The 13,404-nt window shown below is 69.3% G+C and carries 16 protein-coding genes and 1 riboswitch; of the genes, 9 read left to right on the forward strand and 7 right to left on the reverse strand.

What is annotated here, in order from left to right; genetic code table 11:
- Positions 1-2 precede the first annotated feature (2 nt).
- From cobA to btuB, 7 genes are all read right to left on the reverse strand, one after another.
- Positions 3-854, reverse strand: a complete 852-nt coding sequence (gene cobA / locus PLC66_RS07500; RefSeq protein ID WP_324538955.1) for a uroporphyrinogen-III C-methyltransferase — start codon at positions 852-854, stop codon at positions 3-5.
- A 2-nt stretch (positions 855-856) separates the two neighbouring features.
- Positions 857-1,465 (reverse strand): cob(I)yrinic acid a,c-diamide adenosyltransferase, encoded by a 609-nt coding sequence (gene cobO, locus PLC66_RS07505; RefSeq protein WP_324538957.1) that lies wholly within the window; start codon positions 1,463-1,465, stop codon positions 857-859.
- A complete protein-coding gene (locus tag PLC66_RS07510) occupies positions 1,462-2,838 on the reverse strand; it encodes a type II toxin-antitoxin system HipA family toxin (protein ID WP_324538959.1) in 1,377 nt (458 codons plus the stop codon). The genes cobO and PLC66_RS07510 overlap by 4 nt, the downstream gene beginning before the upstream one ends.
- Positions 2,832-3,071 carry a helix-turn-helix domain-containing protein gene (locus PLC66_RS07515; protein ID WP_324538961.1) on the reverse strand — a complete coding sequence of 80 codons (240 nt, stop codon included), beginning with the start codon at positions 3,069-3,071 and terminating at the stop codon, positions 2,832-2,834. The genes PLC66_RS07510 and PLC66_RS07515 overlap by 7 nt, the downstream gene beginning before the upstream one ends.
- A 107-nt stretch (positions 3,072-3,178) precedes the next feature.
- Complete coding sequence (locus PLC66_RS07520) at positions 3,179-3,985, reverse strand: ABC transporter ATP-binding protein (RefSeq protein WP_324538963.1); 807 nt, start codon at positions 3,983-3,985, stop codon at positions 3,179-3,181.
- Complete coding sequence (locus PLC66_RS07525) at positions 3,982-4,968, reverse strand: FecCD family ABC transporter permease (protein WP_324538965.1); 987 nt, start codon at positions 4,966-4,968, stop codon at positions 3,982-3,984. The genes PLC66_RS07520 and PLC66_RS07525 overlap by 4 nt, the downstream gene beginning before the upstream one ends.
- A gap of 82 nt (positions 4,969-5,050) precedes the next feature.
- On the reverse strand, positions 5,051-6,892 hold the full coding sequence (gene btuB / locus PLC66_RS07530; protein WP_324538967.1) for a TonB-dependent vitamin B12 receptor: 1,842 nt from the start codon (positions 6,890-6,892) through the stop codon (positions 5,051-5,053).
- Positions 6,893-7,023: 131 nt separating this feature from the next.
- Positions 7,024-7,261: riboswitch (cobalamin riboswitch) on the reverse strand.
- 171 nt (positions 7,262-7,432) lie between these two features.
- Between btuB and cobU the strand changes: the two genes are divergently transcribed.
- The 9 genes from cobU to PLC66_RS07575 all read left to right on the forward strand — a co-directional run bounded on the left by cobU (position 7,433) and on the right by PLC66_RS07575 (position 13,353).
- Entirely contained in the window at positions 7,433-7,981 is a 549-nt protein-coding gene (gene cobU / locus PLC66_RS07535) for a bifunctional adenosylcobinamide kinase/adenosylcobinamide-phosphate guanylyltransferase (protein WP_324538969.1), read from the forward strand.
- Between the two features lie 34 nt (positions 7,982-8,015).
- Positions 8,016-8,612 carry a Uma2 family endonuclease gene (locus tag PLC66_RS07540; protein WP_324538971.1) on the forward strand — a complete coding sequence of 199 codons (597 nt, stop codon included), beginning with the start codon at positions 8,016-8,018 and terminating at the stop codon, positions 8,610-8,612.
- A gap of 15 nt (positions 8,613-8,627) precedes the next feature.
- On the forward strand, positions 8,628-9,677 hold the full coding sequence (gene cobT, locus PLC66_RS07545; RefSeq protein WP_324538973.1) for a nicotinate-nucleotide--dimethylbenzimidazole phosphoribosyltransferase: 1,050 nt from the start codon (positions 8,628-8,630) through the stop codon (positions 9,675-9,677).
- A gap of 6 nt (positions 9,678-9,683) precedes the next feature.
- Positions 9,684-10,451 (forward strand): adenosylcobinamide-GDP ribazoletransferase, encoded by a 768-nt coding sequence (locus PLC66_RS07550; protein WP_324538975.1) that lies wholly within the window; start codon positions 9,684-9,686, stop codon positions 10,449-10,451.
- 48 nt (positions 10,452-10,499) lie between these two features.
- A complete protein-coding gene (vapB, locus tag PLC66_RS07555; protein ID WP_324538977.1) occupies positions 10,500-10,739 on the forward strand; it encodes a type II toxin-antitoxin system VapB family antitoxin in 240 nt (79 codons plus the stop codon).
- Positions 10,740-10,741: 2 nt separating this feature from the next.
- Positions 10,742-11,140 carry a type II toxin-antitoxin system tRNA(fMet)-specific endonuclease VapC gene (gene vapC, locus PLC66_RS07560; RefSeq protein WP_324538992.1) on the forward strand — a complete coding sequence of 133 codons (399 nt, stop codon included), beginning with the start codon at positions 10,742-10,744 and terminating at the stop codon, positions 11,138-11,140.
- 63 nt (positions 11,141-11,203) lie between these two features.
- Positions 11,204-11,752: an alpha-ribazole phosphatase family protein gene (cobC, locus tag PLC66_RS07565; RefSeq protein ID WP_324538979.1), complete on the forward strand. Its 549-nt coding sequence runs from the start codon at positions 11,204-11,206 to the stop codon at positions 11,750-11,752.
- 17 nt (positions 11,753-11,769) lie between these two features.
- The gene (locus PLC66_RS07570) at positions 11,770-12,672 is read left to right on the forward strand and encodes a mitochondrial fission ELM1 family protein (protein WP_324538980.1); all 903 of its coding nucleotides are present in this window, start codon (positions 11,770-11,772) and stop codon (positions 12,670-12,672) included.
- Positions 12,673-12,759: 87 nt separating this feature from the next.
- Positions 12,760-13,353 carry a Uma2 family endonuclease gene (locus PLC66_RS07575; protein ID WP_324538982.1) on the forward strand — a complete coding sequence of 198 codons (594 nt, stop codon included), beginning with the start codon at positions 12,760-12,762 and terminating at the stop codon, positions 13,351-13,353.
- Positions 13,354-13,404: the final 51 nt, after the last annotated feature.

The following is a 13,404-nucleotide window of genomic DNA, read 5'->3' on the forward strand; positions in this document are numbered from 1 at the left end:
GCCTAGCTCCGCTCGCCCGCGCCATGCACCACGGCACAGCCGGCATGCGGCAGCGGCGAGGCCTGGGGCTGATCCTGCGGCTCGAACCAGGCCAGCTTCGGGTACAGCCCGACCACGCTGCCGATGACGGTCAGCGAGGGCGGGCGCACGCCCTCCTCCAGCACGCGCTGCGCCAGGGTGGCCAGGTCGGCCACCACCACGCGCTGGGCGTGGGTGGTACCGCGCTCGATGACGCCGGCGGGGGTAGTCGGCGCCAGGCCGTGGGCGATGAACTGCGCGCAGATGTCGGCCAGGCGCGAGATGCCCATGTAGATCACCACCGTCTGCTGCGGGCGCGCCAGCATCGGCCAGTCGAGGTCGACCTTGCCCTCCTTCAGGAAGCCGGTGGCGAACACCACCGACTGCGCATGCTCGCGATGGGTGAGCGGGATCCCGGCGTAGGCGGACACGCCCGCGGCCGCCGTCACACCGGGGATCACCTCGACATGGATGCCGGCGTCGACCAGCACCTCCATCTCCTCGCCGCCGCGGCCGAAGATGAAGGGGTCGCCGCCCTTCAGGCGCACCACCCGCTTGTTCTGCCGCGCCAGCTCAAGCAGCAGCCGATTGATCTCGTCCTGCGGCAGCGAATGGTCGGCGGCCTTCTTGCCGACGTAGATGCGCTCGGCCTGTGGCGGCGCGAGGTCGAGGATGGCCGGCGCGACCAGGTTGTCGTACACGACGACATCCGCCCCCGCCACCAGGCGCGCGCCACGCAGCGTGAACAGTTCGGGGTCGCCGGGCCCGGCGCCCACCAGATAGACCCAGCCCGGCAGCGGACCGGGGCGATGCACTGCGAGATCGGGGACGCTCATGCTTACCACTCCATGCCGGGCATCGCCTTCACCCCCGTGGCGAAAGCGTGCTTGACCGGCGTCATGTCGGTGACGGTGTCGGCGGCCTCGACCAGCGCGTCCGGCGCGCCGCGGCCGGTGACCACCACGTGCTGCATCGGCGGCCGCGCGAGCAGGTCGGCGACGACGGTGTCGACTTCAAGATAGCGGTACTTGAGGGCGATGTTGAGCTCGTCGAGCACCACCAGGCCAATGGCCGGATCCTGAAGCAGGCTGCGTGCCAGCGCCCAGGCGGCTTGCGCGGTGGCGACGTCGCGCGCGCGGTCCTGCGTCTCCCAGGTGAAGCCCTCGCCCATCACATGCCAGGTGACGCCGGGCTGGGCGCGGAAGAAGGCCTCCTCGCCGGTGTCGGAGCGGCCCTTGATGAACTGCACCACGCCCACCTTCATGCCGTGGCCCAGCGCGCGCGCCACCAGGCCGAAGCTGGCGCTCGACTTGCCCTTGCCATTGCCGGTGTTGACCAGCAGCACGCCGCGCTCGGCCTGCGCCGCGGCGATCCTGTCGTCGATGAGGTCCTTCTTGCGCGCCATGCGCTCAGCGTGGCGGGTGTCGCGGTCGGTGTCCTGGGTCATGTCGATCCTGTGCTTCTGGTTTCGTTGTGTAGCCGAGTCGCGCTGGCACGCATGCCCGCGGCAATCGTGGTGAAAACCTCTTCGGGAAATCCCCGCGGCAGCTCGCCGCCAAGCCTTTCGAGCACCCCTTCGGTCTGCTCGAGCACCTCCTCGATGAGCTCCTCCATGTCGCTCCCGAGGCCGCACTTGTACGCCATCGCATTGAAGTGCCTGCGCTGGATGTCACGCAGGCGGTAATGGGCATTGCGTCCGCGCAGCGCCATGGCCATACGCAAACGCGCCGGATCGAGCCGGTTCTCCCCCACCCCCGCAATCGGCCACGCCGACAGCACGTCATACAAGGGCGCGAGCCGGTAGCGCCCGCCTGCAAGCAGAAAGATCGAGAAATTCTTCGCATGCCCATCGGTGGCGGCCAGCATCCAGAACAGCAACTGTGCTTTCAGCACCGTGCGCAGATCGCCGTCGCGGCGCTCGGAGCCCTGCAGGATGCGCGCAAGGTCGAGCAAGCCCGGGCCGCCATCGGCCTCGTACTTGAGCGCGGGCGGCGTTCCGGTGGCCTGGCAGAAATCTTCCTGCGGCAGGCGCAGCCAATAGTCGCCAGTGCTGGCCAGGCGGCGGTCGAAACGCTCGACCACAAGCACCTTCTGGGCACAGAACTGCTCGATCTGGCAGCTCGCCACCGGCAGCCCGAACGCGGCCAGCAGCCGGGCACACAGCCATTCGTTCTCGACCGAGGTGCGCATGTCCGCTTGCCGGTTGCCCACCAGGCCGAGCGGCAACTTGAAGATGTGCGTGGTCGGCGTCGCCCCGAGCGGTCGACACCAGCGCCCTTCGTGAAGGGTGAGCGCGGTCTTCTCCTGCGCGCCGGCGATCGAGATGCGGAAATCGTCCAACGTCGTCGTCTCGCCGAAGGCGTGTGCCGGCGCGACGGCGGCGCGCAGCAGGCGCTCGACATCGGCCTCATCAAGCGGCACCACATCGATCCTGAATACGTCTTCCGGCCCCTGGCCCTCGGGCAGCAACTGGACCGCGCCCACGCAATCACGCCCGATCGCCCCCAGCAGCTCGAAGGCGCCCTTTCCCGACGTGCGAATGCGAAAACGGGCCTGCAGCCGCGCGCGGATCTGCTCGCTGTCGGGCAGCAAGTTGTCGAAGTAATTGCGCACCCATGCGCCGCGCAGCGGCGCTGCGGCCGCATCGAGCGGCATCGGCAGGGAGAGCGACAGAGGGCGCGCCTCGGGCGACTCGATCCAGCTCGGCGCGTAGCGGAAGCGGTCCTCGCCCTGCGCCGTCACCTGCCACTGGCCGACCCGCTGCCCATTGATCCAGACATCGAGCGCGCGTGCCTGCGCGCGGCGCCCCGCGGCTACCATTCGCGCTCCGCCTCGACGGGTTTTCGGTCGCCAAGCGTCAGCTCCAGCCCGAGCACGCCAGCGAGCGCGAGCAGGCGGTCCAAGGTGAGGCGCTCGGGGCGCGTCTCCAGCTCGGAGAGCCGGTTCTGGCTGATGCCAAGCCGCGCCGCGACCTCGGCCTGCGACAGGCCGAGCGCCTTGCGGCGGCCGACGAACAGAACGGCGGCCTGTTCCGGCGAGTAAAGTCTGGGCATGGTCTTGTATCGCTGATCCCGATATACCCAGGATATCGATTTTTCCGATAAATGCAAGAAATCGGAATCGCCGATAATCTCGGCTCCCGGATCCCGCGGCCGCCGCATCAATCCGGCACGAACACCACCCGCCCGTCATGCTCGAAGCGGCGCAGCGGGTGGCCGAAGGCCTGGCCGAGCAGGTCGGCGCGCAGCACGGTGTCGCGGTCGCCGGCGATCACGCCGCCGCGGCCGTCGAGCAGGATGATGTGGTCGGCGTAGCGGGCGGCGAGGTTGATGTCGTGCAGCACCAGCACGCTGCCGCGGCCGGCGCCGTCCTCGCGCACCAGGCGCTGGAAGAGCTCGAGGGCGGCGATCTGGTGGTGCAGGTCGAGGTGGTTGAGCGGCTCGTCGAGCAGGAACAGGTGCGGTGCCTGGGTCAGCAGGGTCGCGATCGCCACGCGCTGGCGCTCGCCGCCGGACAGGGTCTGCACGTCGCGCTGCTCGAAGCCGGCGAGGCCCACCGCCTCCAGCGCCCGACGCGCGATCGCCACGTCCTCCGCGCCCTCCCAGCCCCAGCGCCCAATGTGCGGGTGACGGCCGACCAGCACGGTCTCGAGCACACCGGCGGCGAAGGGGTCGGGCTGCTGCTGGGCGAGCAGGCCGCGAAAGCGCGCCGCCTCCAGCGCAGGCCAAGCTGCGTAGGGCAGGCCGCCGATGCGCACCTGGCCCACGCTCGGCTCGCGCAGGCCGGCGAGCGTGTGCAGCAGCGTGGTCTTGCCCGCGCCGTTGGGGCCGAGCAGCACCAGGCATTCGCCCGCCGCCAGGCTGAGGCTGAACTCGCAGCACAGCCAGCGCTCGCCGACCTGCAGCGCGAGGCGTTCGGCCTCGAGCAGCGGGGCGTCGTCGATGGGCACGCGGCGAGCGGCGTTCATCGCGAGATGCGCGAACCGCGCGACAGCAGGAACAGGAACACCGGCACGCCGATCAGCGCGGTGAGCACGCCCACCGGCAGCTGCTGCGGCGCGATCACCGTGCGCGCCGCGGTGTCGGCCAGGGTCAGCAGCGTACCGCCGGCGAGCGCGGCGGCGGGGATCAGCACGCGCTGGTCGTTGCCCAGCACCAGGCGCACCAGATGCGGCACCACCAGGCCGACGAAGCCCACCGAACCGACCAGCGTCACCGACGTCGCCGTCAGCAACGAGGCCAGCACATAGAGCGCGACGCGCAGATGGCCGACGCGTACGCCGAGCGCGCGTGCGCTCAACTCGCCGCGCGCGAGCACGTTGAGGTCGCGCGCGAAGGGCATCACCGCGACCAGCGCCAGCGCCAGCACCACCAGCGCCGGCCACGGCCGCGCCGCCGCGCTGGCGTCGCCCATCATCCAGAACAGCATCGACATCACCCGCGTGTCGGGCGCCAGCGCCAGCATCAGCGACACCGCCGCGCCGCAGCCGGCGGCGACGATGACGCCGGTCAGCAGCAGCCGCGTCTGCGTCCAGCTGCCGTCGCCATGCGCCAGTCCGAACACCACCAGCATCGCGGCGAGCGCGCCGGCGAAGGCCGAGGCATCGATCCAGAAGGTCGCCGCGCCGAGCGTGATCGCCCCCAGCGCGCCCACCGCCGCACCGCCCGAGATGCCGAGGATGTAGGGGTCGGCGAGCGGATTGCGCAGCAGCACCTGCATGAGTGCGCCTGCGGTGGCGAGCAGGCCGCCGCAGGCGAAGGCGGCGAGGGCGCGGGGGAGGCGGAGTTCGCGGATGATGGCGGACAGCGCCGAGTCCCCGCCAGGCAGCAGCGCTACCCACACCTGCCCCCAACCCGCACTGATGTCGCCCGCTTTGAGCGCCAGCGCAATTGAGCACAGCGCGCCAGCCATCAGCAAAGCAATCAGCGGAGCAAGCCTGCGTCGGGGCATGGGAAAAGTCTTTCAGCGCATCAATCTTGAGAGGGAATAGCCGCCGGGCATCCTGGCACGAGCGAGCCCGGCACACTCCGCATCAGCGCTGCGGCTGATAGGTCAGCGTAACGAAGACACCTCGACCCGCCTGCTCGTAGAAGCGCGCCGTCTCGTAGTCTGCATCGAAAAGGTTCACCAGCGTACCCTGGACCCGCCAATCCCGAGCCAGCGCATACCCGGCACGCAGATCGACTGTCACGTACCCCGCCAAGCGATCGCGATTGGCTAGGTCGTCGTATCGCCGCCCCTCTGCCACCACCGTAGTCCCCACTCGCCAGGCACCAAGGTCGCGATCCGCATCCAGGCGCAAGGTCTGCTCTGCACGGCGAGGCAGCACATTCCCCTGGTTCGGGCCGGAAGACCGGTTCTCGGGGTCAAGCAGCGTCAGGCTGCCCGATAGGTCCCAAGACTGGAGCCGCGTGGCCAGGGTCGCCTCGAAGCCGTGGATACGGGCCTTATCAACATTGTTCGCCGCAAAGATCGACGAATCGTAGGCAATGAGATCGTCAACCGTGGTGCGGAACACATTCGCTGACCAGCGCCCCCACGTGGCCACACCTGCAAGGCCGAACTCCACGCTACGCGCAGTCTCGGGCTCAAGCGCCGGATTGCCGTAGAACGGGAAGTACAACTCATTAAACGAAGGTGCCTTGAAGGCGGTGCCATATGCGGCGGTCGCGCGCAGGCCGTCCGAGAGTGCATAGCCCCAAGCGAGGTTGCCGGTGTTATGGGTGCCGAACTGCTCGTTGTCGTCACTACGCACGCCAATCTCGTAGTCGTGCGCCCCAGCCTTGCCCTGGTAGAAAGCAAAGACGCCACGATTGTCGCGCTGGGTCACGGGATACGCCGTCGTGCTAGAGACGCGATCGTCCTGATGGTCGACGCCGATGCTGAGCATGCCGGAAGCACCGATTCCGAAGTCGTTCTGCACCGAAAGGGTCTGGCGCTCCGTATCGAAGCGGCTGGCGAATGCCGCGTCCTTGAAGTTGTCGGCATCATCACGGCTCTGCCCCGCCGCAAGCGTCAGGCGCCAATGATCCATCGGTGACATGGCAAAGCGCACACCGAGCGTCTGCTGCACGGATTCGCTGTAGTTCTGACGGCTGCCGTCGAACTGGCTGTCCGCATGAGTGCGCAGCCAATTGAAGTCGAACTCTGACCCGCCGTCAAATCGATAGCCAGCGCGTACACTCCCGGAAAGGTTGTCATAGCCGTCACGATCCGGCTCGGCCGTAAAGCAGCCACCCACGCCCGCCGCTTCGACGCGGCAGCTATTGAAGCCATCGGTGCGCTCGCGGCTCAGGTTGGCGCTATACCAAGCACGCTCGCCGCCACCGCTGACACCGACCGCAGAGCGGAAGCTTCGGTCAGAGCCCGCTCCCACGCTGAAGTAGGGCTGCGCCGCCCCACCGCCCCGGCGGGTGAATATCTGGATGACGCCCCCGATCGCCTCTGAACCGTAGAGGCTGGAGCGCGGCCCGCGCACAATCTCCACGCGCTCGATGAGATCGACCGGCATGTCCTGGAACGCCGCAGTGCCAGCCGTCGCGGAGCCAACCTTGACGCCGTCGATGAGGACCAGCACATGGTCGGACTCGGCACCACGCATGAAGACGGAGGTCGCCTTGCCACGGCCGCCACTGTTGCCTACGGTAATGCCAGGCAGCCCGCGGAACAGGTCACTGACCGAGCGCGCTTGCTGGCGCTCGATATCCTCGCGCGTGATGACGGTAACCGCGGCCAAGGTCTCGTCCGCGGTACGGGCAGTACGCGTTGCGGTCACCACCACCTCCGACATCTGCGGAGTCGAAGACTGTGCGATGGTTGCACAGGGAAAAGCGGCTGCGATCGCAGCAACTACGGCCGGAATACGGATTTTCATTGTTTGAACTCCCTTCGCCATGCCGCGCGTCCCCGCACGCCATGGCAACTTCACATGGACGCACCGCGACCCGGGTAGAACCGAAGAGAGCAAGACCAACCGCGCCCGTCGCCGCCACCCCGCGGCACATCCGCCATTTCGCGTTCCGGCCGGTCTCCGGGCTCGTGCGCTGTGCCGGCCTGAGGGCCGGACGGGCGGGTCGCCTTCCCGGGAGCGAACTCCCAGTGGCTGCATGACACGCCTTGCGCGCACTTACCGTTGCGGGGGCAGCACAGGCATTGCGGCCTCGTTTGCGAGGGGCCGCGCACCTGTTTCCCGTTTAACCCGGGGCGAGAAACGCCCGTGGGCACCGATAACGCGCTACCCCTTTCGGGGCAGCCGGCGCGAATGATACCGTACGGGGCGGTATCGTGCACTGCAAAATCGGCGCACCGGCGACAGCACTCGCCCGCACTTCCGCCCAATCGCGCCATGTCGCATTTACGGCGCCGCGCGGCGCTCCCGTCCATCCTCAGCGAACATTCGACCCCAGCTCTCCTCATGACCTGCGAACTCATCCTCGGCGGCGCACGCTCCGGCAAGAGCCGCGAAGCCGAACGCTGCGCCACCGATTCCGGCCTGGCGGTCACCGTGATCGCCACCGCCGAGGCGCTCGACGCCGAGATGGCCGCGCGCATCCGCCGCCACCAAGACGACCGCCCCGCAGGCTGGCGCACCGTGGAAGCGCCGGTCGCGCTCGCCGACACGCTGCGCGCCGAGGCCGCCGCCGATCGCTGCCTGCTCGTCGACTGCCTCACGCTGTGGGTGGCGAACCTGCTCGCCGACGCCGACCGCCTGCCGCCGGGCGCGAGCGCGGACGAGCTGCCGCTGTTCCGCCGCGAACGCGACGCCCTGCTCGCCACGCTGCCCACGCTGCCCGGCCACATCATCCTGGTCGCCAACGAGGTCGGCCTCGGACTGGTTCCGGAGACGCCGCTCGGCCGCCTGTTCCGCGACGAGGCCGGCCGCCTCAACCAGGCGGTGGCGGCGCTGTGCGGGCGCGTGGTCTTCGTCGCCGCCGGCCTGCCGCTGGTGTTGAAGCAGGGCTAAACTGCCGGACGACACGACGTTTCAGGAGACTGCCATGGCCCTGCCGGCAGAAAAGCACAAGATGACGCTGAATGACTTCCTCGCCTGGGAGGCGGAGCAGCCCGAGCGCTGGGAGTTTTTCAACGGCGAGGCCTTCATGATGGCGGGCGGGTCGGATGTGCATAACGCCATCAGCCTCAACACGACGTTCGCACTCCGTACGGCCTTCGCGGGTTCGCGCTGCAAGGTCTTCATGTCCGACGTCCGCCTGCGTCTTACCGAGTCGGACGACCTGTTCTACCCCGACGTCTTCGTCACCTGCTCGGAGGCCGACAGTGCCCGCCGCCAGGTCAAGGAAGACCCCGCGCTGATCGCCGAGGTGCTGTCACCCTCGACCGAGGCGTACGACCGAGGCGACAAGTTTGCCGCCTACCGCCGGTTTCCCGGCCTGAAGACCGTGCTCTTCCTGTCGCAGGACCGCCCGCATGTCGAGTGCTACACCCGCGGCGAGGACGGGCACTGGATCCTCAGCGAAGCGAGCGGGAACAGCGCCAGCCTCACCCTGCCTGCTTTCGGCTTCGAACTCGCGCTGGCCGAGCTGTATCGCGACCTGCCGGATGGCGCGCAACAAACCCAGACCCCCGCTGCCTGAGACCCCACCACCCGCATGACGCCCTTCGCCATCACCGCGCCCGACACCCTGCTCGCCGCTGCACTGCAACACAAGATCGACCGCAAGACCAAGCCGCTCGGCGCGCTCGGCCGGCTGGAAGCGCTGGCGCACCAGATCGGCCTGGTACAGCAGAGCCTGGAACCCGAGATCCGCCAGCCGCACATCGTGGTGTTCGCCGGCGACCACGGCGCCGCGCGCGCCGGCGTGTCGGCCTATCCGCAGGACGTGACCTGGCAGATGGTGGAGAACTTCCTCGCCGGCGGCGCGGCGATCAACGTCTTCAGCCGCCAGATGGGGCTGGGGTTGAGCGTGGTCGATGCGGGCGTCAATCACGACTTCGGCAAGCGCCCCGGGCTGATCGACGCCAAGATCGGCCCCGGCACCGAGAACTACCTCGAGCGCCCGGCGATGAGCCCGGCGCAGCGCGACCTGGCGCTGGAGCGCGGCCGCGGCATCGCCCATGCGCTCGCCGCCAACAGCTGCAACTGCGTGGGCTTCGGCGAGATGGGCATCGGCAACACCGCCTCGGCCTCGCTGATCACGCATTGCCTGGTCGGCGCCGAGCACGATGCCGAGCTGTACACCGTCACCGGCCGCGGTACCGGCCTGGACGACGCCGGCCTGTTCCACAAGCGCAGCCTCCTCGCCCAGGCGCTGGCGCGCGGTGGCCGCCCGAGCGACCCGCTGGCCGTGCTGGCCGAATACGGCGGCTTCGAGATCGCGATGATGGCCGGCGCCATGCTCGGCGCCGCCGAGAAACGCATGCTGGTGCTGGTCGACGGCTTCATCGTCACCGCGGCCCTGCTCGTCGCCCACGCCATCGACCCGCGCGTGCTCGCCTACTGCGTGTTTGCCCACCGCTCGCAGGAGCCCGGCCACCGCGTGCAGCTCGACTTCCTGCAGGTGCAGGCCCTGATGGAGCTGGATCTGCGCCTGGGCGAGGGCACTGGCGCGGCGCTCGCATTCCCGCTGGTGCAGGCCGCGGTCAACCTCCTCAACGAGATGGCGAGCTTCGAATCGGCCGGCGTCAGCGACCAGGGCTGAGGCCCGATGCGCGCGCAGCTCGAACTCTTCTTCATCGCCCTCGGCTATTTCACCCGCATCCCGGTGCCCGGCTGGGTGGCGTGGGCGCCGGAGCGCCACGCCCACGCCGCGCGCTGGCTGCCGCTGGTGGGCTGGGTGGTGGGCGGTGCAGGGGCGGCCAGCCTGCTGCTGTTCGCCCAGTTCCTGCCCGCGAGCCTGGCGGTGATCCTGTCGATGGCGGTGACGATCCGCCTGACCGGCGCGCTGCACGAGGACGGCTTCGCCGACGCCTGCGACGGCCTCGGCGGCGGCTGGGAAAAGGCACAGGTGCTGGCGATCATGAAGGACTCGCGCATCGGCAGCTATGGCGCCATCGGCCTGGTGCTGATGCTGCTCGCAAAGGCCGCGGCGCTGATCGAGCTGGCCGCGGCCAGCCCCGCCGCCGCCGCGATCGCCCTGTTCGTCGCCCACGCGCTGTCGCGCCTGGCCGCCACCGCGGTGCTGCACGCCCTGCCCTACGCGCGCAGCGACGACAGCAGCAAGGCAGCGGCCGTCGTCGGCCAACTGGGCCGCGGGGACCTCCTCATCGCCGCCGCCTGCGGCCTGCTGCCCGCGTTCGTGCTGCTCGCGCCGCTGCCGGCGCTCGCCGCGCTGAGCCTGTCAGCGCTGCTCACCGTGTGGCTGGCCCGCCTGTTCCTGCGCCGCCTGGGCGGCCACACCGGCGACCTGCTGGGTGCGGTGCAACAGGTGACGGAGCTGGCGTGCTACGTCGGCATCGTCGCTGTCAGCCTCTGAGCATCAGGGATATACTCCACCCATATCCACGCAGAACAAGGTGAGGCCATGACGAGCTCCTCGCAAACCACCGTCTTTCGCAGCAACAAGACCCAGGCAGTGCGCCTGCCCAAGGCGCTCGAGCTGCCCGAATCGGTCAAGAAGGTCACGATCACGGCGATCGGCAACACCCGCATCATCACACCCGCCGAAGCAAGCTGGGACGCCTGGTTCGACGGCCCCGACGTCAGTGCCGACTTCATGAGCAACCGCGACCAGCCTGCGGACCAGGTGCGCGAGGCCTGGTGAGCATGCTCAAGTACCTGCTCGACACCAACATCGTCATCTACACCATCAAGAACAAGCCGGCCCAGGTGCGCGAACGCTTTCGCCAGCACGACGGCCAGATGGCCATCTCCAGCGTCAGCCTGGGCGAGCTCGTCTTCGGCGCCGAACGCTCTGCACAGCCGGAGGCGAACCTGGCCGTCGTCGAGGGCTTTGTCGCCCGCGTCGAGTCGCTGGATTTCGATGCCGCCGCCGCCCACCACTTCGGCCAGATCCGCGCCGAGCTCTACCGCGCAGGCCGCCCCATCGGCCCCTACGACATGATGATCGCCGCCCACGCACGCTCGCGAGGACTCATCCTGGTCACCAACAACACGTCCGAGTTCGAGCGCGTCGCGGGCTTGCGGCTGGAGAACTGGGCCTGACGCAGCACGAGGCCTCCAGCATCCTCACTCTCCGCTTTCTACTCCCCCGCCTCCCGCACCACCATGCAACTCCACCTCATCCGCCACCCCCGCCCCGCCGTGGAGCCCGGCATCTGCTACGGCCAGACGGATATCGGCCTCGCCGACTGCCCTGCCGCGGCCGCCGATCGCCTGCGCCCGCTGCTGCCCGACTCCTTCGCGCTGCACGCCAGTCCACTCGCCCGCGCGCGCCTGCTCGCCGAAGCGCTCGGCACGCCGCGCCTGGACGACCGGCTGAAGGAGATCCACTTCGGCGACTGGGAGGGCCGCAGCTTCACCGACATCGGCTCCGCGATCGACGACTGGGCCGCCGACCCGCTCGGCTTTCGCGCGCCGGGCGGCGAGTCGCCGCGCGAGATGGCGGCACGGGTGCTGCAATGGCTGGGGGAGGCGACGGGAGCGGAAACAGAGGCGATGGTCGTGGTGGCCCACGGCGGCCCCTTGCGCGCGATCGCCGGCCACGTGCTGGGCATGCCGCCCGAGCGCTGGATCGGGCTGGACTTCGGCTGCGGGCAGGTGACGCGGATCGATGTGGAAAGCTGGGGCGTGGTGTTGAAGTGGTTCAATCGCTGAGGTAGGAAAAGCCGCCCATGCTCACCCTCTGGCTCATCACCGACAACAAGCCCGGCCACCGCAGCCAGCTGCAGGGGCTGGCGCAGGCGCTGGCGGCACGCACGACAGTCGAGACACACTGGATCGACGCGCCGGCCGGTCGCAGCGCGTCGTGGCAATTCATCAGCGGCCGCTTCCCGCCCGGCGCCGGGCTGCCCGACCCGGACCTCATCCTCGTCGCCGGCCACCGCACCCATCTCGCCGGCCTCGCCGCACGGCGCGCGCGCGGGGGCAAGCTGATCGCGCTGATGCGGCCCAGCCTGCCGCTGGGCTGCTTCGACCTGTGCGTGATCCCGCAGCATGACAACCCACCGGCCCGCGCCAACGTCGTCGCCACCCGCGGCGTGCTCAACACCGCCCGCCCCAGCGCCGAACGCGAAGCCGACAAGGGCCTGTTCTTGATCGGCGGACCGTCCAGGCACCACGGCTGGGACACCCCCGGCCTGCTCGCTCAGCTCGACGCCATCCTCGCCGCCACGCCCGCCATGCGCTGGACGCTCACCACCTCGCGCCGCACCCCGGCCGAGACGGAAACCGCGCTGCTCGCCCTGCGCGCGCGCGGCGTGGATGTCCGCCCGGTGCGCGACACGCCGCCGGGCTGGGCAATGGCGCAGGTGGCGCGCAGCGCGCAGGCCTGGGTGACGGAGGACAGCGTGTCGATGGTGTATGAAAGCCTCACCGCCGGCGCGGCTACCGGGCTGCTCGCGGTGCCGCGGCTGGGAGAGTCGCGCATCGCCATGGGCGTGGCGCAACTGCAGCGCGAGGGCTTCGTCACCGCATTTGCGGATTGGGAGCGGGACGGCATTTTGCGAGCCCCGCCGACGCGCCTGTGCGAAGCCGATCGCGTGGCGGAATTCGTACTGTCGCGCTGGGCGCAGTAGCAAGGGAGTCACCGCAGTGGGCGGCCGCCCACGCCCGCCCGATCGCCTAGAATGAGGGCAACACGCCAATCAACCTGGAGCGCCGCCATGGGTCTCGCACTGCGCACGGGACAACGCTACACCTACGCCGACTATCTGCGCTGGCCGGACGACGCGCGCTACGAGCTGATCGACGGCGAAGCCTTCCTGATGGCGCCCGCGCCGCTCATCGAGCATCAGGAGGTTGCGGGCGAGCTATATCACCAGCTTCGCAATCAGCTCGAGGGCAAGCCCTGCCGTCCCTTCATCGCCCCGGTCGACGTCCGCCTGCCGCGCGCGGACGAAGCCGACGCCGCCATCGACACCGTCGTCCAGCCCGACGTCCTGGTGGTGTGCGACCCAAGCAAGATCGACCGCCGCGGCGTGCGCGGCGCACCCGACTGGCTGGTCGAAGTCCTCTCCCCCAGCACCGCGGCCCACGACCAGATCGCCAAGCGCCGTACCTACGAGCGCGCCGGCGTGCGCGAGTACTGGCTGGTGCATCCGGGTGACCGCACGCTAACCGTCTATGTGCTGGAGAACGGAGAATACGGTCGCCCGGAGATCTACGAACTGAAGGACGAGACCCCGATCGGCGTACTGCCCGGCGTGTCGATCGCGTGGGATGCGCTCGTCGCCAGGCTGCCCAAGCCGGAGTACTGAGAGTCTGTGAAAATTTCCGATAAATGCTTTTGGTATAATTCTTGCGTCCCG

This window comes from Thauera sp., from assembly GCF_035444905.1.
GTDB lineage: Bacteria > Pseudomonadota > Gammaproteobacteria > Burkholderiales > Rhodocyclaceae > Thauera.

Bases quoted from the DNA above. Each gene is read 5' to 3' on its own strand.
- cobA (WP_324538955.1), bottom strand. From the start codon at position 854: ATGAGCGTCCCCGATCTCGCAGTGCATCGCCCCGGTCCGCTGCCGGGC.
- cobO (WP_324538957.1), bottom strand. From the start codon at position 1,465: ATGACCCAGGACACCGACCGCGACACCCGCCACGCTGAGCGCATGGCG.
- PLC66_RS07510 (WP_324538959.1), bottom strand. From the start codon at position 2,838: ATGGTAGCCGCGGGGCGCCGCGCGCAGGCACGCGCGCTCGATGTCTGG.
- PLC66_RS07515 (WP_324538961.1), bottom strand. From the start codon at position 3,071: ATGCCCAGACTTTACTCGCCGGAACAGGCCGCCGTTCTGTTCGTCGGC.
- PLC66_RS07520 (WP_324538963.1), bottom strand. From the start codon at position 3,985: ATGAACGCCGCTCGCCGCGTGCCCATCGACGACGCCCCGCTGCTCGAG.
- PLC66_RS07525 (WP_324538965.1), bottom strand. From the start codon at position 4,968: ATGCCCCGACGCAGGCTTGCTCCGCTGATTGCTTTGCTGATGGCTGGC.
- btuB (WP_324538967.1), bottom strand. From the start codon at position 6,892: ATGAAAATCCGTATTCCGGCCGTAGTTGCTGCGATCGCAGCCGCTTTT.
- cobU (WP_324538969.1), top strand. From the start codon at position 7,433: ATGACCTGCGAACTCATCCTCGGCGGCGCACGCTCCGGCAAGAGCCGC.
- PLC66_RS07540 (WP_324538971.1), top strand. From the start codon at position 8,016: ATGGCCCTGCCGGCAGAAAAGCACAAGATGACGCTGAATGACTTCCTC.
- cobT (WP_324538973.1), top strand. From the start codon at position 8,628: ATGACGCCCTTCGCCATCACCGCGCCCGACACCCTGCTCGCCGCTGCA.
- PLC66_RS07550 (WP_324538975.1), top strand. From the start codon at position 9,684: ATGCGCGCGCAGCTCGAACTCTTCTTCATCGCCCTCGGCTATTTCACC.
- vapB (WP_324538977.1), top strand. From the start codon at position 10,500: ATGACGAGCTCCTCGCAAACCACCGTCTTTCGCAGCAACAAGACCCAG.
- vapC (WP_324538992.1), top strand. From the start codon at position 10,742: ATGCTCAAGTACCTGCTCGACACCAACATCGTCATCTACACCATCAAG.
- cobC (WP_324538979.1), top strand. From the start codon at position 11,204: ATGCAACTCCACCTCATCCGCCACCCCCGCCCCGCCGTGGAGCCCGGC.
- PLC66_RS07570 (WP_324538980.1), top strand. From the start codon at position 11,770: ATGCTCACCCTCTGGCTCATCACCGACAACAAGCCCGGCCACCGCAGC.
- PLC66_RS07575 (WP_324538982.1), top strand. From the start codon at position 12,760: ATGGGTCTCGCACTGCGCACGGGACAACGCTACACCTACGCCGACTAT.